The organism is Paenibacillus sp. ALJ109b, from assembly GCF_010747435.1.
GTDB classification, from domain to species: domain Bacteria; phylum Bacillota; class Bacilli; order Paenibacillales; family Paenibacillaceae; genus Paenibacillus; species Paenibacillus taichungensis.
Genome location: NZ_JAAIFP010000007.1, coordinates 213,548 through 233,929, shown reverse-complemented (window position 1 = coordinate 233,929; position 20,382 = coordinate 213,548). Strand labels below are relative to the sequence as shown.

Annotated in this window: 17 protein-coding genes and 1 pseudogene; 12 read left to right on the top strand and 6 right to left on the bottom strand. The window is 46.7% G+C overall.

Annotated elements, in window-relative coordinates:
* Positions 1-159: 159 nt before the first annotated feature.
* The gene (locus tag G3352_RS31415) at positions 160-1,731 is read left to right on the top strand and encodes a chitinase (RefSeq protein WP_163755714.1); all 1,572 of its coding nucleotides are present in this window, start codon (positions 160-162) and stop codon (positions 1,729-1,731) included.
* Entirely contained in the window at positions 1,732-3,831 is a 2,100-nt protein-coding gene (locus G3352_RS08660; RefSeq protein ID WP_163755712.1) for a glycosyl hydrolase family 18 protein, read from the top strand. It begins immediately after the preceding gene.
* A gap of 244 nt (positions 3,832-4,075) precedes the next feature.
* Here G3352_RS08660 and G3352_RS31115 read toward each other — a convergent pair.
* Positions 4,076-4,231, bottom strand: a pseudogene (locus G3352_RS31115) (aldo/keto reductase); the annotation flags it as partial.
* 187 nt (positions 4,232-4,418) lie between these two features.
* On the opposite strand from G3352_RS31115, the gene G3352_RS08655 reads away from it, so the two are divergent.
* The 3 genes from G3352_RS08655 (at position 4,419) to G3352_RS08645 (ending at position 6,418) form a co-directional block, all read left to right on the top strand.
* Positions 4,419-5,099, top strand: coding sequence for a hypothetical protein (locus G3352_RS08655; RefSeq protein WP_163755710.1), 681 nt, complete (start codon positions 4,419-4,421; stop codon positions 5,097-5,099).
* A 577-nt stretch (positions 5,100-5,676) separates the two neighbouring features.
* On the top strand, positions 5,677-5,985 hold the full coding sequence (locus tag G3352_RS08650) for a hypothetical protein (RefSeq protein WP_163755708.1): 309 nt from the start codon (positions 5,677-5,679) through the stop codon (positions 5,983-5,985).
* Positions 5,921-6,418 carry a lactonase family protein gene (locus G3352_RS08645; protein ID WP_163755705.1) on the top strand — a complete coding sequence of 166 codons (498 nt, stop codon included), beginning with the start codon at positions 5,921-5,923 and terminating at the stop codon, positions 6,416-6,418. Before G3352_RS08650 ends, G3352_RS08645 begins: the two co-directional genes overlap by 65 nt.
* A 126-nt stretch (positions 6,419-6,544) precedes the next feature.
* Here G3352_RS08645 and G3352_RS08640 read toward each other — a convergent pair whose 3' ends face one another.
* Positions 6,545-7,390: an aldo/keto reductase gene (locus tag G3352_RS08640; RefSeq protein ID WP_163755703.1), complete on the bottom strand. Its 846-nt coding sequence runs from the start codon at positions 7,388-7,390 to the stop codon at positions 6,545-6,547.
* Positions 7,391-7,590: 200 nt separating this feature from the next.
* Complete coding sequence (locus G3352_RS08635; RefSeq protein WP_163755701.1) at positions 7,591-8,790, bottom strand: MFS transporter; 1,200 nt, start codon at positions 8,788-8,790, stop codon at positions 7,591-7,593.
* A 164-nt stretch (positions 8,791-8,954) separates the two neighbouring features.
* Between G3352_RS08635 and G3352_RS08630 the strand changes: the two genes are divergently transcribed.
* The 3 genes from G3352_RS08630 to G3352_RS08620 all read left to right on the top strand — a co-directional run bounded on the left by G3352_RS08630 (position 8,955) and on the right by G3352_RS08620 (position 10,585).
* Positions 8,955-9,350, top strand: coding sequence for a winged helix-turn-helix transcriptional regulator (locus G3352_RS08630; protein WP_053782581.1), 396 nt, complete (start codon positions 8,955-8,957; stop codon positions 9,348-9,350).
* A complete protein-coding gene (locus tag G3352_RS08625) occupies positions 9,347-10,024 on the top strand; it encodes a TIGR00266 family protein (protein ID WP_163755697.1) in 678 nt (225 codons plus the stop codon). The genes G3352_RS08630 and G3352_RS08625 overlap by 4 nt, the downstream gene beginning before the upstream one ends.
* A gap of 99 nt (positions 10,025-10,123) precedes the next feature.
* A complete protein-coding gene (locus G3352_RS08620; protein WP_163755696.1) occupies positions 10,124-10,585 on the top strand; it encodes a MarR family winged helix-turn-helix transcriptional regulator in 462 nt (153 codons plus the stop codon).
* 95 nt (positions 10,586-10,680) lie between these two features.
* On the opposite strand, the gene G3352_RS08615 is transcribed toward G3352_RS08620, so the two are convergent.
* Entirely contained in the window at positions 10,681-11,655 is a 975-nt protein-coding gene (locus G3352_RS08615; RefSeq protein ID WP_163755694.1) for an aldo/keto reductase, read from the bottom strand.
* Positions 11,656-11,765: 110 nt separating this feature from the next.
* Here G3352_RS08615 and G3352_RS08610 point away from each other — a divergent pair, with 110 nt between their 5' ends.
* Both G3352_RS08610 and G3352_RS08605 read left to right on the top strand, forming a co-directional pair.
* The gene (locus G3352_RS08610) at positions 11,766-12,800 is read left to right on the top strand and encodes an LCP family protein (RefSeq protein ID WP_345940742.1); all 1,035 of its coding nucleotides are present in this window, start codon (positions 11,766-11,768) and stop codon (positions 12,798-12,800) included.
* Positions 12,801-13,051: 251 nt separating this feature from the next.
* Entirely contained in the window at positions 13,052-15,640 is a 2,589-nt protein-coding gene (locus G3352_RS08605) for a DUF2339 domain-containing protein (protein WP_163755690.1), read from the top strand.
* A 393-nt stretch (positions 15,641-16,033) separates the two neighbouring features.
* Here G3352_RS08605 and G3352_RS08600 read toward each other — a convergent pair whose 3' ends face one another.
* Positions 16,034-16,189, bottom strand: a complete 156-nt coding sequence (locus G3352_RS08600) for a hypothetical protein (protein WP_163755688.1) — start codon at positions 16,187-16,189, stop codon at positions 16,034-16,036.
* Positions 16,190-16,411: 222 nt separating this feature from the next.
* Between G3352_RS08600 and G3352_RS08595 the strand changes: the two genes are divergently transcribed.
* Both G3352_RS08595 and G3352_RS08590 read left to right on the top strand, forming a co-directional pair.
* On the top strand, positions 16,412-17,083 hold the full coding sequence (locus tag G3352_RS08595; RefSeq protein WP_163755686.1) for an FHA domain-containing protein: 672 nt from the start codon (positions 16,412-16,414) through the stop codon (positions 17,081-17,083).
* Between the two features lie 156 nt (positions 17,084-17,239).
* Complete coding sequence (locus tag G3352_RS08590) at positions 17,240-17,818, top strand: class I SAM-dependent methyltransferase (protein WP_163755684.1); 579 nt, start codon at positions 17,240-17,242, stop codon at positions 17,816-17,818.
* 234 nt (positions 17,819-18,052) lie between these two features.
* On the opposite strand, the gene G3352_RS08585 is transcribed toward G3352_RS08590, so the two are convergent.
* The gene (locus tag G3352_RS08585; RefSeq protein ID WP_163755682.1) at positions 18,053-20,371 is read right to left on the bottom strand and encodes a carbohydrate-binding domain-containing protein; all 2,319 of its coding nucleotides are present in this window, start codon (positions 20,369-20,371) and stop codon (positions 18,053-18,055) included.
* Positions 20,372-20,382 lie beyond the last annotated feature (11 nt).

The following is a 20,382-nucleotide window of genomic DNA, read 5'->3' as shown; positions in this document are numbered from 1 at the left end:
AAACGAGAGGGAAGGTCCATTTTTGATAAGGGAAGGGAGTGAAGCGATACTCATCGTCAGACGGTTTTATAAGCTCTATAGATCGCGGATCACATGTATGTGCACCAGTGAAGCATTGTTTGCAAGGTGAAAATAATCTGAATACAGGAGGGATTTTGCTTGAATCAAGCTGTTCGATTCCGCCCGATCATTACATTCGCTTTGGCATTTCTTCTGATTATTACGTGGTTTGCACCAAGAGCAGACGCCGCTGCCCAGTGGCAGGCAGGCACCGCATACAAACAAGGAGATCTAGTAACCTATTTAAATAAAGATTATGAATGTATTCAGCCCCATACGGCTTTGACCGGATGGGAGCCCTCAAATGTGCCTGCGTTGTGGAAATACGTGGGGGAAGGTACGGGAGGAGGAACTCCAACTCCGGATACGACACCACCTTCCGTTCCTGCAGGTTTAACCTCATCCTTCGTCACGGAGACATCGGTCAATCTTACCTGGAACGCATCCACGGACAATGTGGGTGTAACCGGATATGAAGTGTACCGGAACGGTACTCTCGCGGCGAACACTTCAACGACTACTGCTGTAGTAACAGGACTGACAGCCGGCACCACATATGTTTTTACAGTCAAAGCAAAAGATGCGGCAGGCAATCTGTCCGCAGCAAGCACCTCTCTCAGCGTTACCACTTCCACCGGATCTTCGAATCCTGGGCCTAGCGGCAGCAAATGGCTGATCGGCTACTGGCACAACTTCGATAATGGCTCTACCAACATTAAACTGCGCAACGTGTCAACAGCCTATGACGTTATTAATGTCTCCTTTGCCGAGCCGATTTCACCCGGCAGCGGAACGCTCGCTTTTACTCCGTATAACGCTACGGTAGAAGAGTTCAAGTCGGACATTGCGTACCTTCAAAGCCAAGGGAAGAAGGTACTGATATCTATGGGAGGAGCCAATGGCACGATTGAGCTCACAGATGCGACCAAGAGACAACAGTTCGAGGATTCCCTAAAATCCATTATTTCGACTTATGGATTCAATGGCCTCGACATCGATCTTGAAGGAAGCTCCCTGTCTTTAAATGCGGGCGATACCGACTTTCGCAGTCCAACGACTCCGAAGATCGTTAACCTGATTAACGGCGTGAAAGCGCTTAAATCACACTTTGGTGCCAATTTCGTCCTGACCGCTGCACCGGAAACGGCCTACGTACAGGGCGGATATCTGAACTATGGTGGTCCTTGGGGGGCGTATCTTCCAGTGATTCACGCTTTACGTAATGACCTGACTCTACTTCATGTGCAGCACTATAACACCGGTTCGATGGTGGGACTGGATGGACGTTCTTACGCTCAAGGGACAGCCGATTTCCATGTCGCCATGGCCGAAATGCTGCTTCAAGGGTTTAACGTAGGCGGAAGCTCGGGTCCATTCTTTAGCCCTCTGCGTCCGGACCAGATTGCGATTGGCGTACCAGCTTCCCAGCAGGCGGCTGGAGGCGGCTATACGGCGCCAGCTGAGCTGCAAAAGGCATTGAACTATCTGATCAAAGGAGTATCATATGGCGGTTCCTATACCTTGCGCCAGCCTGCGGGCTATGCCGGTCTCAAGGGCATTATGACCTGGTCAATCAACTGGGACGCGTATACGAATAACCAGTTCTCGAACTCACATCGTCCATTCCTGAATGGACTTAGCACGCAAAAGACAGAGGAGGTTGTGTATTAAATGATAAATTTAAATAAACACACTGCTTTTAAGAAGACTGCAAAGTTTTTCCTTGGTCTGTCCCTGCTCTTATCCGTCATTGTTCCTTCCTTTGCGCTCCAACCTGCTACGGCCGAAGCAGCAGATTCTTATAAAATTGTTGGTTATTACCCTGCCTGGGCTGCGTACGGGAGAAACTATAATGTAACCGATATCGATCCGAACAAAGTGACACATATCAACTATGCATTTGCTGATATTTGCTGGAACGGCATTCATGGAAATCCGGACCCTTCGGGGCCAAATCCTGTGACCTGGACTTGTCAGAATGAAAAAAGCCAGACAATCAATGTGCCAAACGGAACAATCGTGCTCGGTGATCCATGGATCGATACGGGCAAGACATTTGCAGGGGATACGTGGGATCAGCCTATTGCAGGTAATATCAATCAGCTTAACAAGTTGAAACAAACTAATCCTAACCTGAAGACTATTATCTCCGTTGGAGGATGGACGTGGTCCAACCGTTTCTCTGATGTAGCCGCGACTGCTGCAACCCGAGAGGTCTTTGCTAACTCTGCCGTAGACTTCCTACGGAAGTACAATTTTGATGGGGTAGATCTGGACTGGGAGTACCCGGTATCAGGCGGACTCGATGGTAACAGCAAACGTCCTGAAGATAAGCAAAACTACACATTGCTCTTGAGCAAAATCCGTGAAAAGCTGGATGCAGCGGGAGCTGTGGATGGCAAAAAGTATTTGCTTACGATTGCAAGCGGTGCATCTGCAACCTATGCTGCCAATACGGAGCTTGCAAAAATTGCTGCCATCGTCGACTGGATTAACATTATGACATACGATTTTAACGGGGCTTGGCAAAAAATCAGCGCACATAATGCACCGTTGAATTATGATCCTGCGGCTTCAGCTGCTGGCGTGCCAGATGCCAATGCATTTAATGTGGCAGCCGGAGCACAAGGGCATCTGGATGCAGGCGTACCGGCCGCTAAACTCGTGCTTGGTGTTCCATTCTACGGTCGTGGCTGGGATGGATGCGCACAAGCAGGCAACGGCCAGTATCAGACGTGTACGGGTGGTTCTTCCGTTGGAACATGGGAAGCAGGCTCCTTTGACTTCTATGATCTCGAAGCCAATTACATCAACAAAAACGGGTACACACGTTACTGGAATGACACGGCCAAAGTGCCATATCTCTATAATGCGTCCAACAAGCGCTTTATCAGTTATGACGATGCGGAGTCCATTGGATATAAAACGGCTTATATCAAGAGCAAAGGACTCGGCGGAGCGATGTTCTGGGAGCTCAGCGGTGACCGAAATAAAACACTTCAAAACAAACTGAAAGCCGACCTGCCTACCGGAGGCACAGTGCCTCCAGTAGATACGACGGCACCAAGCGTACCCGGGAATGCTCGTTCGACAGGCGTGACGGCAAACTCGGTGACGCTGGCCTGGAATGCTTCAACGGATAATGTAGGCGTTACCGGTTATAACGTCTATAATGGCGCTAATCTTGCGACATCCGTCACCGGAACGACAGCAACAATTAGTGGACTTACAGCGGGTACCTCATATACCTTCACGGTAAAAGCAAAAGATGCGGCAGGTAATCTGTCTGCAGCCAGTAATGCTGTAACCGTAAGCACAACGGCTCAGCCGGGAGGCGATACGCAAGCACCAACTGCACCGACAAACCTTGTGTCCACCGCGCAAACCACATCCAGCATAACGCTGAGCTGGTCGGCATCCACTGACAATGTGGGTGTAACGGGTTATGACGTGTACAACGGAACGACACTGGCAACAACGGTAACCGGTACGACGGCAACAATCAGCGGGCTTGCGGCGGATACCTCGTATACATTTACGGTAAAAGCAAAGGATGCGGCAGGCAACGTGTCTGCAGCGAGCAACGCGGTAAGTGTGAAGACAGCCGCCGAAACGACGAATCCTGGTGTATCCGCATGGCAGGTCAACACAGCTTATACTGCGGGACAATTGGTCACATATAACGGCAAGACGTATAAATGTTTGCAGCCCCACACGTCTTTGACAGGGTGGGAGCCATCCAACGTTCCTGCCTTGTGGCAGCTTCAATAGTTAAAAATTGAAATACAACATTTTTAATTGAAGCGTGCAGTGTTGGCGAGCTTAATGGAAAGAGAATATGATACATGGATTGTTTCTCGGCGTTAAACAGAAGCAGATAAGAAAAGGGAAGACAAAAAACCACCGGATCTTGATCCGGTGGTTTTTGGCAATGGTATGTCGAAGCAGGCTCCAACAAGGATTTGTCCTACTTATTTTATCTGAAAATTTAAGCTGACATAATTAGAATCTTCAATTAAAAATCAAAGTTGTCCGGGTCAGGTCCAACGCGAACATCTTCGTTCAGAGCGCTAATACGCTCCATCTCATCATTGGACAATTCAAAGTCGAAGATGGAAGAGTTCTCAACGATACGTTTTTCCTTGGTAGACTTCGGAATGGTGATGAGGCCGATTAAAATGTTACGTAATGTTCAACAAAGAAATACAATTTTTAAACTTATTGGATAAATGGATTAGTATAATGTTAGGAAAATATGTATATGAAAGCGGGAGTTTACAATTAAGAAATATGCTTGGCTATTAGCGTCATCGGTATTGCTGTTTAGTGTGCTTCTCGCCTGTAATAATCAAAAAGACATGGAGGCGACTACACCTGGCAAAAATACCAATCAAGAAACCACCAATAATCCTTCTACACCAGAACAAAATTCTTCGGGTGATATATCTAGTGTATTTCCCAAGTCTGATCTCACGGATTCAATTACCATTGATTCAGTTAATGAAGACCAATCAATTCAGGCAGAACAACAAACGGAGAAGGGAACCCTGCTTATGGTTTCCAATGGTAAGGAAGAAAGAGGACATTTAAACGTTTCTAGTACGCAGGGACAAGAGGGAGATCAGACCTTCCAGAGTAATTATTCTATTGTCTACAGACACGAAGATCAGGATAAAGTTTTATTGGAACTACCTTCATATTTATTTGTTCAGCCATCTGACAAAACATTAACCTTTGAAAGGGTGAGTTTTAAAGATGCTGATGTTTATATCCTCACCCCACAATACCAAACAGGGCATGGATTGGAAGGTTATTTATTCGCGGTCACCAAACAAAGTGGAGATGCATTCCTATTAGAGATCGTTAAAGAGGGCCAAGTTTATAAGAAACTTCTGTATTCTGAATCCAAACCTTTGCTAAGTGTCGATAATGACGGTTTAGTTGTTCATCCGCCCGTTGGTGCGGGTACCCCTGAAGAATACGCAAAAGGCGCTCTTTATAAACTCGATTTGAGCAAGAAGCAATTAATTGCTGAATAAAGAAATCTATCACTATAAAGTGGAAAAGTTTTTTTCTTGGTGTTTTTGGCGAGAACGCAGCCTGACCGGACTGAATTGAACGGTAAGCAATTAATCTAGACGTTGCATGATTGGTTTTCTTTCTTGTAGACCTTCGTTTAGGCTGGGTATCCAAGTCGCCCCTCTCGCTCGTGGGTGGAGCGCTAACGAATCTGAGACGTCTTATTCAGGGATTTGAAGCGCCTGCAGAAGGCTAAGGAATCGGAGACACGTTATATCGGAATTTAAGGTAGTGTTTAGCATTTTATAGGGTGATTTAGAAAAATACGTCTTGGGTGTTCCTTACGATTGAAAAAGAGGGCTTTGGCTCTAAATAAGACGGCCTGTGTTCCTTAGAAAATGAGCACGTATGGTTACGTCTCCACGCGGCCCTCTTGCCCAAATGCTTCCACATAAAAGTCGACACCAGATGGCACTAAATTAGGCTTGTGAACATATCCCTTGTACCGTTAAGGGCAGCCAAGGTTCTTCGCAGTTCAGGTCTAAGAGCGGGACAGTTGATCGACAGCAAAAAAACATGAACTGGAGGATACACTTTTTGAAAAAAATCAGTATTATCACAATGGTGGGAGCTATTTTGTTATCTGGATGTGGGGAAAATAATCAGTCTTCAAGTCCTGCAAATACATATGAAGCCGCTTCTGGATTAAATGCTACACCACCAGCTACATCGACTCTAAATACACTACTATCCGAGACTTCAGATCAGAAAATAGCTATTTATGGTGTTCGGGATAAAACACAAAAAGATATATTTTCATCTTTAGATGTAGAACGGGGAAATGAAAACATTCAATTGGAGCAATGTAGCCAATCCTTCCTTTTATCCTCAAATATCGGTCGTTGATTTAGATGCAGATGGGGAAAATGAAATTGTCATTATTCTGACCAAAGGCACAGGGACTGGAGTACATGATTCGGAAGTGCATGTGCTTCAATCAGATTTTACAGAAATACTGGTATCGGACCCGAGAAAATTTGTTCTCAGTCATATTAAAGTTGATCTAAAAACACATAAGGAGATTCGACAGTATACAATTTCCGTTGATGGTCAGGAGCACTCCTTTGAGTTCAGCGAGAGCGATTCCAACGATTGGTTTAAACAACCTATGGTTCAGAATATATTGAGATTTGAGATACAGGATAACCAGCTTATTGCGGAGTTACCAATTCAGATTTCAACAAGTCATTATTTAGGGGATGCGATCGTTAGATATGCATTTGTTAATGGGAAATGGGAGCCTTCTAAAATAGAAATTGCAAAAGGTTATTCAAGCTGATGGGGTACGAAGGAATTACTGAAGCCAAAAAGAAGGAAAACCTTCAACTTCGCACGTAGCGAAGATTGGAGGTTTTGCCTGCTTTTTTTACCTGTATAGGCATTAGCTTATTTAGTATCTTTCAAATTAAAAATCAAAGTTGTCCGGGTCAGGTCCAACGCGAACATCTTCGTTCAGAGCGCTAATACGCTCCATCTCATCATTGGACAACTCAAAGTCGAAGATGGAAGAGTTCTCAACGATACGCTTTTCCTTGGTAGACTTCGGAATAGTAATAACACCGTTCTGCAAGTCCCAGCGCAGGATGACTTGTGCTACCGATTTACCTTTCGCAGTGGCAATTTCAGTCAGAACCGGATTGTCCAGAAGTTGACCCTGCATCAGCGGCGACCAGGCTTCCAATTGAATTCCGTTTTTCTCACAGAACGCTTTGAGCGGAGCTTGAGTCAGACGAGGGTGGTACTCCACCTGATTAATTGCTGGTTTCACTTCAGCATCCTGCAACAGATCTTCAAGGTGATGAATCTGGAAGTTACTGACGCCAATGGCTTTAATGCGGCCTGCTTTGTACAGCTGCTCCATCGCTTTCCATGCGCCTTTATATTTGCCTTCTTTTGGCCAGTGAATCAGATACAGGTCCAGATATTCCAGTCCCAGTTTGTTCAGCGTGACATCAAAAGCAGCAAGAGTTTCCTCGTATCCGAGGTCTGCATTCCACACTTTGGACGTAATGAACAGTTCTTCACGTTTCAGATTATTCTCTTTCAATGCCTCGGCAATGGCTTGTCCTACACCGGATTCATTGCCATAGATAGCGGCTGTATCAATGCTGCGGTAACCGTGAGCAATCGCTTGTTTGACGGCCTCGATTAATTCAGATCCTTCTTCTACCTGAAATACGCCAAGTCCGAACCAAGGCATATGAACGCCGTTATTTAAAGCTACTATAGATTGTAAATGTTGTGCTGTCATGTGAAGTCCTCCTCATATTATGAATCAAAATGGTAGTAACGATGTAAACGATAAATCCTAGTATCCTTCATTAAGTCATAGTAGATTAAATTCGAATTAACGTATTATACTAGATTAAAATAAAAGCCGAAACCGGTTCCGAGTTGTAGCTTCAACACTGGAAAGAATCGTGTTTACGCTGATCTCTGACTGAACCTGTCTTACGTCTCTGATGGGGAATAGGGATCTTTACGATCAAGCGCTCTTGCCCAACCAGTCAGAAGAACAGCAGCCAGAACCATAATTGCACCAACCCATGTGGTATGAATCAGACCGATGGAATCTGTGATTACACCGCCCAAATATGCACCAATTGCGATACCTGCGTTAAAGGCTGCGATGTTGAAGGCGGAGGCGACGTCTTTGGCTTGTGGAGCATAACGTTCTGCGAGCGTCACGACGTACATCTGAAGCCCTGGCACATTCATGAAGGCAAGCAGACCCATGCCGAGTATGGTGAGTAACGCTGCCAGCTTAAATGGAACTGTGAAATACAGTATGCCCAGAATGACGGTCTGAATGATAAACATATAGAAGAGTGCTCGGAGAGGATTGCGGTTGGCAGCTTTCCCTCCGATAATATTGCCGATAGCAATGGCGATTCCGTACAGCAGCAGAATTCCCGCGACCGTTTTCTCGGAATACCCGCTGATATCATGCAATAGTGGGGACAGGTAAGTGAATACCACAAACGTTCCCCCATATCCCACGGCTGTAATGGCAAAAGCCAGCAGCAACCGTCCGCCTGTCACCAGCTTCAGTTGTTCGCGGAATGCAGTTCGCGTTCCACGTTGCAACGTGGATGGCACGAGAAGCATGTTGCCGATGAAGGCCACAACACCTACGACAACGATAAGAATGAAAGCTGCGCGCCAGCCCCAGTTTTGACCGATAAGTGTACCTAGGGGTACACCAGTTACTGTAGCAATGGTCAAACCAGAGAACATAATGGCAATGGCGCTTGCCCTGCGGTTTGCAGGTACCAGGTCTGCTGCAATAGTGGAACCAATGGACATGAATACTCCGTGTGCCAGAGCGGAGATAATTCGCGCAATGAGCAGTATGGTAATTCCACTCGAGAGCGCCGCCATGGTGTTACCAGCGATAAAAACAACCATAATAGCAAGCAGCAACGTCTTGCGTGACACCGTTGACGTCAATGAGGTCAGAATTGGTGCCCCGAAGGTTACGCCTAATGCATATAAAGTAACGGTCAGTCCCGCTGTCGTTACGGAAATGCCCAGGTCATCTGCAATAAGGGGCAGCAGACCAACGCTGATAAATTCAGTGGTGCCGATGGCAAACGCACTGATTGCCAGCGCCAGCAGTGCCCAGGTACTGCGTTTTGAATCTTGTAGCATGTCTTGTTCAACTCCCCAGAATGTAGATTTACGTACCGGCAAATGCTATTATGAGTTATTCGACATAAAATGAATAGTACGTACTTTTTAGTACCCTACGTACTTTTTAGTGCCTATATAGCAATTGCTTTTATGAAATAAGAATTCCAGGGAGGACATTCAGCATGATCAGAAAGAAATATAATATTTCAGTTGAAGCGACACTTGAAGTCATTGGTGGCAAGTGGAAATGCGTTATTCTCTGCCATCTGACACACGGGAAGAAGCGGACTAGTGATCTCAAGCGTATTATGCCCGCAATTACGCAGAAAATGTTAACGCAGCAGCTAAGGGAGCTTGAAGATGACGGGATTGTGAACCGCATTGTGTATAATCAGGTACCTCCCAAGGTGGAGTATGAACTGAGTGATTATGGGCGAAGTTTGGAACCAATTCTGAATGCCCTATGTAACTGGGGAGATCAACATATAATTAAGGAATACGGAGACAAATCTTCAGTGTTGGAGGATAATGGGTTAAATGATTTTAACACGGACAACAAGGAGCTGATGAAGCCATGAACTATGAAATTCTATATGATGGTGCATTTGCGATGCTTAAAGTGCAATTGCAACGGGGAGAACGGTTCAAGGCAGAAAGCGGGGCCATGGTATCCATGACACCAACCGTTGAATTGAAGGGATCTGCCGAAGGCGGTATGTTTGCCGGATTTGGACGTATGATCAGCGGTGAGAAATTCTTTTTTCAGGAATTGACGGCTGCAGGCGGATCTGCGGAAATTCTGTTGTCACCCTCCAGTATGGGGGATGTGGAAGCAATTGAACTGGATGGTTCCTATTCGCTCTACGTACAGAAAGATGGATTTCTGGCCGGAACAGAAGGCATCCAGGTGAATACCAAAATGCAAAACTTGAAGAAAGGTCTCTTCTCGGGAGAGGGTTTCTTTATTATAGAGATCAGTGGGCGAGGAACAGTGTTCCTATCATCCTATGGTGCAATCCATGCGATCAATCTGGTTGCGGGTGAAGAAGTGATCGTGGATAATGCCCACTTGGTCGCATGGCCCAATTATATGGATTATCGCATTGAGAAAGCATCGCAAGGCTGGTTATCTAGCGTGACCAGTGGAGAAGGATTAGTATGCCGATTCCGTGGTGAAGGGACAGTCCTGATTCAGAGCCGAAATCCGCATGGATTTGGTCAATGGGTCAAGCAATTTATTCCTTCACGCTAATGTTTTCTGCTGAAAATGTACAATGTTGAAACGCATACGTTCCGACAAGCGTTATAAGAAAAGATGAAGCTCAAGGTGTAATGATGGAGGTATATTGAGATGGAAAGCTCACGGTATAAAAATGCTCAGGAAAGTCCAGGATACTTGCTATGGCAGGTTACTACAATGTGGCAAAAGGAAATGCGCAGGGTGCTCGAGCCTCTGGAATTAACACAACCCCAATTTGTATTATTGCATGCCTGTGTGTGGCTCAATGAACGCGACACAGAGGGTAAGGGCGTAACTCAGGTCCAGCTCGCGCAATTTGCCAATGTGGATGTTAACGTTACTTCTCAAGTTCTCCGTGCTCTTGAAAAGAGAGAGTTGATAACTCGGAAGCGTCATCTTACCGATACCCGTGCGAATATTATTACAACAACACCGGAAGGTACTCGCTTGGCGCTTGAAGGTATTCATCTTGTTGAAGCCGCGGACAAGGTTTTCTTTGATAATATAAGTGATCGTAAGGACGAATACATGGAAATCATGCAGGAATTTATTCGATATAAAACAGATGTTTAATACATAGAAAGATTTTTTCTATGATTTATTAGACTACAATGTGTAGTGAAGTTGTACCTCCCGGGCTTTTTAGCCGGGAGGTTTTTTCTGTTGGTTCAATCCAACCGATAAGTCGCGAATGGCTTACCGTGACGGAAAGAGTCGCTGAGTTGATCGAGCTCGGAGATCATATCATCGGTCAGTTTCATGTCCAGGCTAGCCATATTATGCTCCAGCTGTTCGGTACTCGTTGCCCCAACGATAACCGTTGAAACAGCAGGGCGGGCCAGTAGCCATGCAAGCGACAGGACACTTGGGGAGCAGCCATACGCGGATGCCTTTTCACTGACCTGCTCACCTAATTTAATATTGTGTTCCAACAAGAAACGATTGAAGGCTGGATCAGTATCCGCTCTGGAACCGGAAGGCACGCCAGCTTCACCATTGTATTTTCCTGTCAGAATGCCACCCGCGAGCGGAAAATACGGGATAATACCGACGCCTTGATCAAGGCACATCGGTACAAGTTCAAGCTCAGGCGTGCGATCAGCCAGAGAGTAGCTGGTTTGGGTCGAGATATAACGTACATATCCTTTTAGTTCGCTGGTACCAAGAGCTTTCATCAGTTCCCAGGCTGCATAGTTGGAAGCTCCGATATAGCGGACTTTGCCGGAAGTGACCATATCGTCCAATGTGCGCAGCGTCTCATCCAGTGGTGTATGCGGATCAAAGGTATGGATCTGATAGAGATCCACATAGTCCGTTTGCAGACGCCGCAGGCTATGTTCAAGCTCTTGCTGCAAATGATAGCGGGATGAACCGCGTCCATTGGGACCCTCATGCCGGGGAAGTCCGGCTTTGGTAGCAAGCACAGCGTTTTCACGTCTGCCCGTCAGGGCTTGTCCAATAATCCGCTCCGATTCCGTTCCGGCGTAGATGTTGGCGGTATCGATAAAATTGATTCCCTGATCCAGTGCCGCATGAATAATGCGGATAGAAGTGGGGTCATCCGCCCGTTTACCAAAGGCATTGGTACCGAGTCCAAGTGCGGAAACGCGCAGACCACTATTCCCCAAACGTCGATATTCCATCGTTCATCGCTCCTTCTGTGTCATTTCTTGTATAGCAGATTATAACGTAATCTATTGAAAACGTGTTATTAATATAGTTAAATGATTCTAAGACCGTTATTAAAGGAGATATGATGGAGAACAGTGCCGCACATTTAACCAGACGGAAGCCGAAGAAACCGAAGAAGAGATGGAAGAAACCTTTGATTATCATCCTGAGTACTTTGATTGTGCTGGGGGGACTCGGATTTATCTATCAAAAGCAACTCGTTGTGTTTGCGTTTAACCTGTTTGCTTCGGAAACCGTAAAGGAAACGCTCGATGAATCCTTCAAGCCTGTTGGCGATAAGGATGCACCCGTTGTAGAACATACCGATCCATTCTCGCTGTTGTTGTTAGGAATTGATCAACGGGATAACGAACCAAGCCGTTCGGATACCATGATCTATTCTGTTGTGCGTCCGGAAGAAAATAAAGTGTTGCTGCTGTCGATTCCACGTGACTCCTACACCGATATTATCGGCCGGGATGTGAAGTCGAAGATTAATTCAGCCTATGCACATGGTGAAGCCAAGATGGCGATGGATACCGTGGAGCATTTGTTGGAAAACAAAGTCGATTTCTATGCCGCGATTAATTTTAACGGACTCAAGGATATTGTTGATGCGGTTGGCGGTGTTGAATTGCCGATTAAGAAAAATATTGAGAACAAATTGAAAACGCATGAGAAGCTGTTTGTTGAAGCGAACAAACCGATCTACAGCGGCGAAGAAGCGCTGGGCTATGTCCGTTACCGGGAAGATTCCGATTTCAATCGGACGATGCGGCACCGTCTTTTTCTAAGTGCTTTCATGAATCGTGCGCTTGAGGTCAAAAACCTGACCAAGATCCCGGACGTTATCCAAATCGCTGGATCGAATTTTACAACCAACATGAACTCGGATTTCATCGTGAAATTTGCCGAGTCTCTATATATGAAAGACAGCACGCCAACAATCAGCAATTACATGCTGAAGGGTGAAGGCGCAACGCGCAGCGGCACATGGTACTATGATTTGTCAGAGAGTGATCTGCAATATGTGCGAACCCTGCTCACGAATTGGTTAGACCCGGATACCACCGAAATTATGGAGCCGGAGACGGCGGATACGAAAGATCCGGCGTAAGCAAGTATCCAAGGCTCAGTAAGATGACCAGAAGTTGTATGCATGTACAGAATGACTTATATCAATGAATGAGAGTCCAGGAAGCTGATGCTTCCCGGGCTTTTTGTAATGTAAGCATTTTGCAAAAATCCCGTAACGACTTCCAATCCGCAGGGAACGGTTGAATGATTCTATTCCTTAAACCCCATTTTATGGCATACATATAGTAAAATATAGGGAACGACATCAACATCACCCAACGGAGGAAGCTCATGAAAGAGTTCAAGGATCGGCTTCACCAGGTTCAGGAGCAGCAGAAGCAGCTGGTAAAGGAATATAATGCACTGCTTCAGGAGTATCAATCGGATGATCTGATCGTGCAGAACGAACAACTGCGAACGCAATATGAAGCGCACCAACTCAAGCTGCAACATCTTGAAGTACGCACACGGAAAATGGAAGAGGAGAATGCCCGTCTTCGCATGGCTCTGTCTGAACAGATGCTGGATGAGAAATTGAATCTCATTCGTGTATCCCAAGAGAAGATGGAGACCTATTTTCGGGGAAAGACGAGTGTACATAATGATCGGCTTGCGGCGCATGAGCACCGCGCCAAAGTGAATTTGAATGCCATATTTAACAGGGCTTCAGAGGAACTTCAGAGTGACGCCAATGAGATGAAGGAGAGAATTGCTCATCTGGCTACTGAGGTGCAGGAACGAATTGAGCTGCACAGACAGGTCCTGTGGGAGAGAGAAGAGGCGCTACGCGGGCAGATGCAACAAGGATACGAACATATGGCGGAAGAAGGCTTAAGCGAAGAGACCATTCAGCGGCGTATTCGCCAGAACCGGATGGAGATGAAGATTGGCCTAAGCTGGATCAACAAGGTCGCCATCCTGCTGATCATTTTTGGCGTTGGTGCAGCCTTTCAGTACTCCTACAAGACCTGGTTCAACGATGAGATGAAAGGTGGCGCGTTTTTCCTGCTCGGCGTGCTCATGCTTGCCGGGGGTGAGTGGCTGTTCCGACGCAAGCGTCAGACGTTCGCGATGGGGCTGCTGGGCGGCGGGATATCGGTTCTGTTTGGCTCCATTTTCTACAGCTATTTTCTATTGCATATCATCGGGTTATATACGGGACTTGCCTTGTCGGTGCTGGTTTCAGCGTTATCCGTTCTACTTTCGTTAAGGTATCAGTCCAGGACGATCTGCTCACTTGGTCTGGTTGGAGGATATCTGCCGTTAATCTCCTATGTGGCCTATTTCGGCCTTCAAGGCTCGGCTGTGTATGTGGCCATGATTTATCTGTTGCTCCTGAACGGAATTATTGTTTTGATTTCATTTGGTAAACGGTGGCCGATTGTGCATTATATCAGTTTTCTGTTCAACACACCGTCCATGCTCATCCTGTTATGGCTCTCACCAAGTGAGAAGATCGGCATGGTGTATTCCATTGTGACATTTGCATTATATCTCGGCATTACACTGGCGTATCCCTTCAAACATCGCGTGAAGTTAACCTGGTGGGACTTCGCACTCCTGGCCATGAATACGAGCATCAGTTGCCTGATGTTGTATGTATTGTTCGATGCCGCGGGATGGAATGACGCACAAGGCTTGCTTGCTCTGATTTTCGCTCTGGTCTATTTCGGGCTCGCCCGTTTTATCCAGCAGAGGATGCCTCAGGAAAAGCAGACCCTTCTATTGTTCTACGTGACTTCCCTGACCTTTGCCATTCTGATTATACCGTTCCAGTTTGGTGCAAAGTGGCTGTCTATGGGCTGGCTAATTGAAGGGGTTCTACTTGTTACGTTCGGACATCTGAAGCGGTTCAAATTGGTGGAGCGTGCCGGATGGGGAATCGTGCTTCTGTGCATGTTCACCTTTGTGTACTATGACGTGCTGGTGCTGTTCATCATGGGGGAGCAATCCTATTTCATGCTAAAATACTCCTGCATCACGCTGGGTGCGCTGCTTATTACGATCTATTACGCCTTGGATCGCAACGGCTCCCTATCCGGAGAGAAGTATCATTATAGCCAGACAGAGCTTGGCTTTTTGAATGCATTCAAGTACGTCACACTCGCCAATCTGTGGTTATATGTGCTGTATGAATCGAATGAATTGTATATGAAAGCAGTCGATGACTCATTCCTGTTATACCTGTTCTACAAATGGCTGATGTTCGCTGCGCTGACCATTGCCATGGCCTATGGATTGGGTAAAGTGAGGCTTTTGCGTGATCGGATCGTGCAGGGTTATATCTTCTTCCTGCATGCGGTGGGCTGTTGTATTGCACTGGCAGTAACGTTATCCATGCCGGCACTTCAGCCGGATGTTCAGCAGCACACAGCTGCTGAAGTCGTAGGTTTACTCGTATTAATCATCTTTAATGTGGGCGTGTTCTTTGCTGGAAGGGATCTGCTGATCAAGGCAATCCGCGGGCAGTTCAAAAGCATTGAATGGTATCCGGTTATCGCAGGGGTCTATCTGCTGGGTGTCATCACCGTGTTCCTGACGATCCAATTCCAGTGGGGAGATGTAGGGCTGTTATTCAGCCTAATCTATCTACTGCTTGCGATCCTGTACATTGCCTATGGGTTCCGCAGAAAATATGTAATGATTCGGCGCCTCGGTCTGGGCCTGACGTTGTTTTCCACCGGGAAAATGGTGTTCTATGATGTGGGATTGCTTACATCGGGCAGCAAGATCATTGCCTATTTCAGCTTTGGCGTACTGCTGCTTGGAATTTCTTATCTGTATCAGAAGGTGTCGAGCCGGATGGAGGAAATTCAGGTTAGAGAGACCGAACAGTCTGATGAATCCGATCTGCCGGAGGATGAAAAGAACCAATTTTAGGATAGTTGATGCAGCATTCACAATCTTTGAGGGAGGGATGCAACATGGGATTTGACCTGAGTATCATGTTATGGCAACTGTTATGGATTGCTGGCCCTGTAGCGCTTTTTGTCTATGGGTGGAGGAAAATTGGTATCAGGAAAAAGCGGCGCTAAGGGCAGAGAATGCCGTTGCAACATCGCTTTTGACAAAATTTCATTATCGGATGCATTGATCGGTATCCATATCACAAAAATACATTAAAATGAGGCTCTTGAGCGCTAGTAGTTAGCGTCCAGGGCCTTATTCTGATGAATGGATTAAGATATGATCCTCATTCAGGATGGCATGACCCAGCATAAGATGACATTCGTGAAACGTTTTTTCTGTTGATCACGTTATAATAGAGTATACTTACCGCTGGGTATTCAGTTGCAGCCATGATGTTTCGGTTGTGGTTATGCCTTTCAATGATTCTCCGCGATCATCGTTGATGCGGGAGAGCACTGTTAATGTAATGGACAGGGTGAAGGCGAGCAGCACATATATGAAAATGTTTTTTTTGTTCATGATGAGGGACCTCTCTTGTTGGTTGGGCTAAGGCATGCATACGACTGTTATGAGAAAAAAAGCACAACGTCTGGTATAGTAGAGAAAAGCATATAACGATGCCTGTATACACTATATAAATTATTATGGATGCAAACAATGGAACAAATCTGATGAATTTATCATTATTTATGAACGGAACGCTCATAGAGATAGAGTGATATTTGAAGGTGGGAGAATAACATGCGGGAGACGGCAAAAATCGTCATTCGTACGCCAGGGCAGGAAAGTGATGGTTCATTCGCTTATGTCAGCCAGGAGCGTTCCATTACTGTGGGGCGTTATACGGGTGGAGATGAATTGGACTTGTCTGTCTACAATCAGTTGATATCGAAGCGGCATTGCCGCATTCATTATGATGTGCAGCAGCAACTGTGGATTGAGGATCTGGATAGCAAAAATGGAACGGAATTGAACGGGCAACGCCTCGTTCCTTATGAGAAATATCCGTTTGCCGAAGGAGACAGCCTGACGCTGGTCAACGGCTTGATTCAGCTTCGCGTAGAAGGGGATCTCGAAGAAACGAGAGAATATCGGCTATCGGACCTGCTGGGCGAAGGCGTGCGTTTACAGGATCACCTGCAAACCGTGCAGATTGGAGAAGTTGAGATTCCACTGTCCAAGAAGGAGTACCAACTGTTCAAGCTATTGTACAGCCAGTTGGATCACTTTGTGACACGGGAGCAGATTGTCGGCCAAGTGTGGCCGGAGCGAAGCATGCTGGAGAGTGAGCCGGTGGGCATTGACGAGATTAACTCGCTCATCTACCGGACGAATCGCAAGCTGGGAGTACATTTTACAATCAAATCGGTGTACAAAAAGGGTGTATACATGAAGTCCCATGTGCCGGACTGAATGCGTGGAATGAGCAGCGGGATGGAATGAGATTAACCCAAAATAGAATAACAAGAAGGAAGCTTCTGTCAGGTTTTTTTAGACCTGGGGAAGCTTCTTTTGTTATGATGAAGGTGCAAATGCCGCCTCTTAATTAAAATCCAAAGGGTTGAGGTTATGTTCATAGTTCAATTTATACCATGGCTCATTGCTGTGGTGACACTTATATCGGTAGTATCCATCGTGCTGGTAAGTTGGAAAAATGGAATCTCACCTATGCCCACATCCAGCATCGTCAGGCAGACAGTCATTCAGGAGGTCAACCGCATTCCCGGTTACGGCGATGTTATTGAAGCAGGCTCCGGGTGGGGAACGCTCGGACTTGATTTGGTGAGACATTGCCCTGGCAAACGGCTTACGGGGATCGAAAATTCAATCATTCCCTTATGGGCATCTCAGTTGATTGCTTTTCTAAGTGTCCGCTTACGGCGAGCGAAGGGAAAGCGTCATTCTCTGGAGGGGCGGCTGCGATTCATCCGTGGCAACATTTATACCAGTTCATATGAACACGCAGATTGCGTCATCTGTTATTTGTTCCCTGGAGCAATGAAACGTCTCGTCGACAAATTCAATCGGGAGCTTCCGCCGGGAGCAAAGGTGATTAGCGTTTGTTTTGCACTGCCAGGCAAGGTACCGTTACGGACGATTACATGTCGGGATACGCTGCGTACCAAGGTGTATGTATATACGTTTTGAGCGCTAACGAATGTACAGCATCTTAAAAGGTGGATATCAAGGGATGCAGCATTTAATGAACATCAGCAACGTTATTCCTTCACAGACCTGGGCAAATGGGAGCGAATAGCGTGTACCAGCTTCTATAGAACAAAATAGCAAAAATAAGGGATGTCCCTCGTCATATTCATGACGTAGGGGACATCCCTTATTTTTAATTGTTTAATCGTTGGCTTTTATAGCCTGAATCTTAGCTTACTTCGCGGTATCTGTAGTGCCCGTTGTACCTGTAGTGTCTGTTGTTGTGCCCGATGTACCGGATTGCGTTCTGTTTCTACCGCCTCCGAATCCACCTTGGCCACGGCCTCCGCCTGGACCACCCATACCTGAATTGGCAGTTGTAACACCAGATTCATTCACCCAAGTTACATTGCTTGTGGATTGGAAGGCAACCACTTTGGTTCCGCCACTATACGTTCCGTCTGTATAGAGTCCATCCACAGCTTTACCAGTCGATGATCCGCCGGAGTAAATCACGTAAGAGCCGTCTTTTTTCAGATCCGGGGAGCTTACTACCACCGTTTGATAATCTTTCGCTGGAGCAAAGGTCAGGATATTATTGCCTTCGCTGTCTTCCACGTGTACCAGTGTTCCTGCTTTTTGCGTTTCAGGGAACGTCATCGCAATGGTATTTTGAGTCGATGCTTCAGATGTTGCCTGAGCCATACCGGAGCTGCCAGCTGAGACAAGATATCCACCGCTGATCTCGAAGTTACCGTCATAATCCAGTGCTCCGTTGCCGCTGTCTGTAGGGCCGTTCACAATGACGGTTCCGTCTGTCATATAGATGGAGCCATTCGAATCCAGTCCATCGCCGCCTGCATTGACGGTGAGGGAGCCGCCGTTGATATGAAGCTCACTATTGCTGGCGGATTCACCCGGCATACCACCTGGAGCACCGCCTTGTGGGCGAGTATTGCTATTCGTGTCTGTACTTTGATTGGCTTGATCCGTAGTTGATGTTGTGCCAGTCGTCTCTGTAACAGAAGTGTTGGAGACTGCAGTTGTATCAGTATCGGCTGCTTGAGTACTGTCATCTGCAGTGGTGGTTGCATCCGCATCAGTTGCAGTTATTTCACCGGAAGCATTCACGCCATCATCTGATGCAGTCACATCCACATCCCCATCGTTCATAGTGATGATTGCACCTTCAAGGCCTTCATAGCTCTTGGCAATGGTGATCGTTCCGCCGTTAATGGTAAGCGCCTGATCTGCATGAATACCGTCATCACCCGATTCAATGCTGAACTTGCCGTCATTGACGGTCACATTGTTGTTGCTGTGCAGGGAATCATCCATGGAATCGATCGTATACGTACCGCCATTAACGGTAAGATCTGCTCCTGCTTTAAGTGCTTTGGCACTCGTTGTTTCTTCTTCTGCAGCCGTTGTGCTTGTGTCTGCATCTGCATTGGAATCAGCAGGTGCTGTTGCATTTGTAGAGCTGGATGGTGCTGCGCCTGCTGCGTTCGTTCCATTATTGCTCGGCATACCAGCAGGTGGTTCCCCATCCGGTGGTGTGCCCATATCGGTTGGAGGTGTACCGCCACCCCATCCGCCGCCAAATGGTCCTTCTTCTACTTTTTCTGGTGCATTGGCACTGCCGCCTCCGGTTACGATGTCAAATGTGCCGCCATCCGTAACCAATGCGGTTTCCGCTTGAATGCCGTCGCTGCCGCTCTGGATGTTGAATGTGCCTCCAGCAATGGCAACAAAGCCTTTGGTCGTATCCGTATCGTTTGTAGATTTGATGCCGTCACCTTCTGAATCAATGGTAATGGTTCCTGCTTGAATCGCCACCATATCTTTACCTTTGATGCCGTCATCGGCGGATTTGACGTTAATTGTGCCGCTGACGATTTTCAGATCATCCTTGCTCGTAATACCTTCATTGTAGTTACCCGTAACTGTCAGCTTGCCTGTACCATTGAACGTCAGGTCTGCCTTGCTGAAGATGGCTGCATCCGGCTCATCCGTTGTAGCGTCTGCGTATACGTAAGTCTTGCCATCCGAGACAGCATTCTCGGTTCCTTCCTCCAGCGTAATAATGGCTTTGCCCGCTTTCTGGATATAGATAGCTGCACTGTCGTTATCATTGATTGTTGCCCCGTTTAATACGAGATGTACGGTGCCCTTATCGGCAACATTGACCACAATCTGTCCATCGGTAAGCTTGCCGCTAAGTACATAGGTACCTGCTGCGGAGATGGTTACCGATCCGTTTGCTGCTTTTGCACCCGATCCTGTGATGGAAGCGGTCGTACCGTTCAGCTTAATCGTTGTGGAATCTGTTGCACTCCAGCTAACGTTGGTATCGTCTGCATCCATCGTGACCAGATCGGCATATTTCACCGAGGTTTGTTCACTGACGGATACGGTTTTGGTTGTCCCTGTCGTTGACACTGCGGCGTTTGCGGTACTGCTGGTTGCAGCCGGAGCGCTGCAAGCTGTAACCATTGCAGTAATCATCGCGACGGACCACAGTTTGCTGCCAGTTATGATTTTCTTTTTCATAGTATATCGTT

Excerpts from the sequence above, each read along its gene's own strand:
- G3352_RS08660 (WP_163755712.1), top strand. The coding sequence starts at position 1,732 with ATGATAAATTTAAATAAACACACTGCTTTTAAGAAGACTGCAAAGTTT.
- G3352_RS08655 (WP_163755710.1), top strand. The coding sequence starts at position 4,419 with ATGGAGGCGACTACACCTGGCAAAAATACCAATCAAGAAACCACCAAT.
- G3352_RS08645 (WP_163755705.1), top strand. The coding sequence starts at position 5,921 with ATGAAAACATTCAATTGGAGCAATGTAGCCAATCCTTCCTTTTATCCT.
- G3352_RS08640 (WP_163755703.1), bottom strand. The coding sequence starts at position 7,390 with ATGACAGCACAACATTTACAATCTATAGTAGCTTTAAATAACGGCGTT.
- G3352_RS08635 (WP_163755701.1), bottom strand. The coding sequence starts at position 8,790 with ATGCTACAAGATTCAAAACGCAGTACCTGGGCACTGCTGGCGCTGGCA.
- G3352_RS08630 (WP_053782581.1), top strand. The coding sequence starts at position 8,955 with ATGATCAGAAAGAAATATAATATTTCAGTTGAAGCGACACTTGAAGTC.
- G3352_RS08625 (WP_163755697.1), top strand. The coding sequence starts at position 9,347 with ATGAACTATGAAATTCTATATGATGGTGCATTTGCGATGCTTAAAGTG.
- G3352_RS08620 (WP_163755696.1), top strand. The coding sequence starts at position 10,124 with ATGGAAAGCTCACGGTATAAAAATGCTCAGGAAAGTCCAGGATACTTG.
- G3352_RS08615 (WP_163755694.1), bottom strand. The coding sequence starts at position 11,655 with ATGGAATATCGACGTTTGGGGAATAGTGGTCTGCGCGTTTCCGCACTT.
- G3352_RS08610 (WP_345940742.1), top strand. The coding sequence starts at position 11,766 with ATGATGGAGAACAGTGCCGCACATTTAACCAGACGGAAGCCGAAGAAA.
- G3352_RS08605 (WP_163755690.1), top strand. The coding sequence starts at position 13,052 with ATGAAAGAGTTCAAGGATCGGCTTCACCAGGTTCAGGAGCAGCAGAAG.
- G3352_RS08600 (WP_163755688.1), bottom strand. The coding sequence starts at position 16,189 with ATGAACAAAAAAAACATTTTCATATATGTGCTGCTCGCCTTCACCCTG.
- G3352_RS08595 (WP_163755686.1), top strand. The coding sequence starts at position 16,412 with ATGCGGGAGACGGCAAAAATCGTCATTCGTACGCCAGGGCAGGAAAGT.
- G3352_RS08590 (WP_163755684.1), top strand. The coding sequence starts at position 17,240 with ATGTTCATAGTTCAATTTATACCATGGCTCATTGCTGTGGTGACACTT.
- G3352_RS08585 (WP_163755682.1), bottom strand. The coding sequence starts at position 20,371 with ATGAAAAAGAAAATCATAACTGGCAGCAAACTGTGGTCCGTCGCGATG.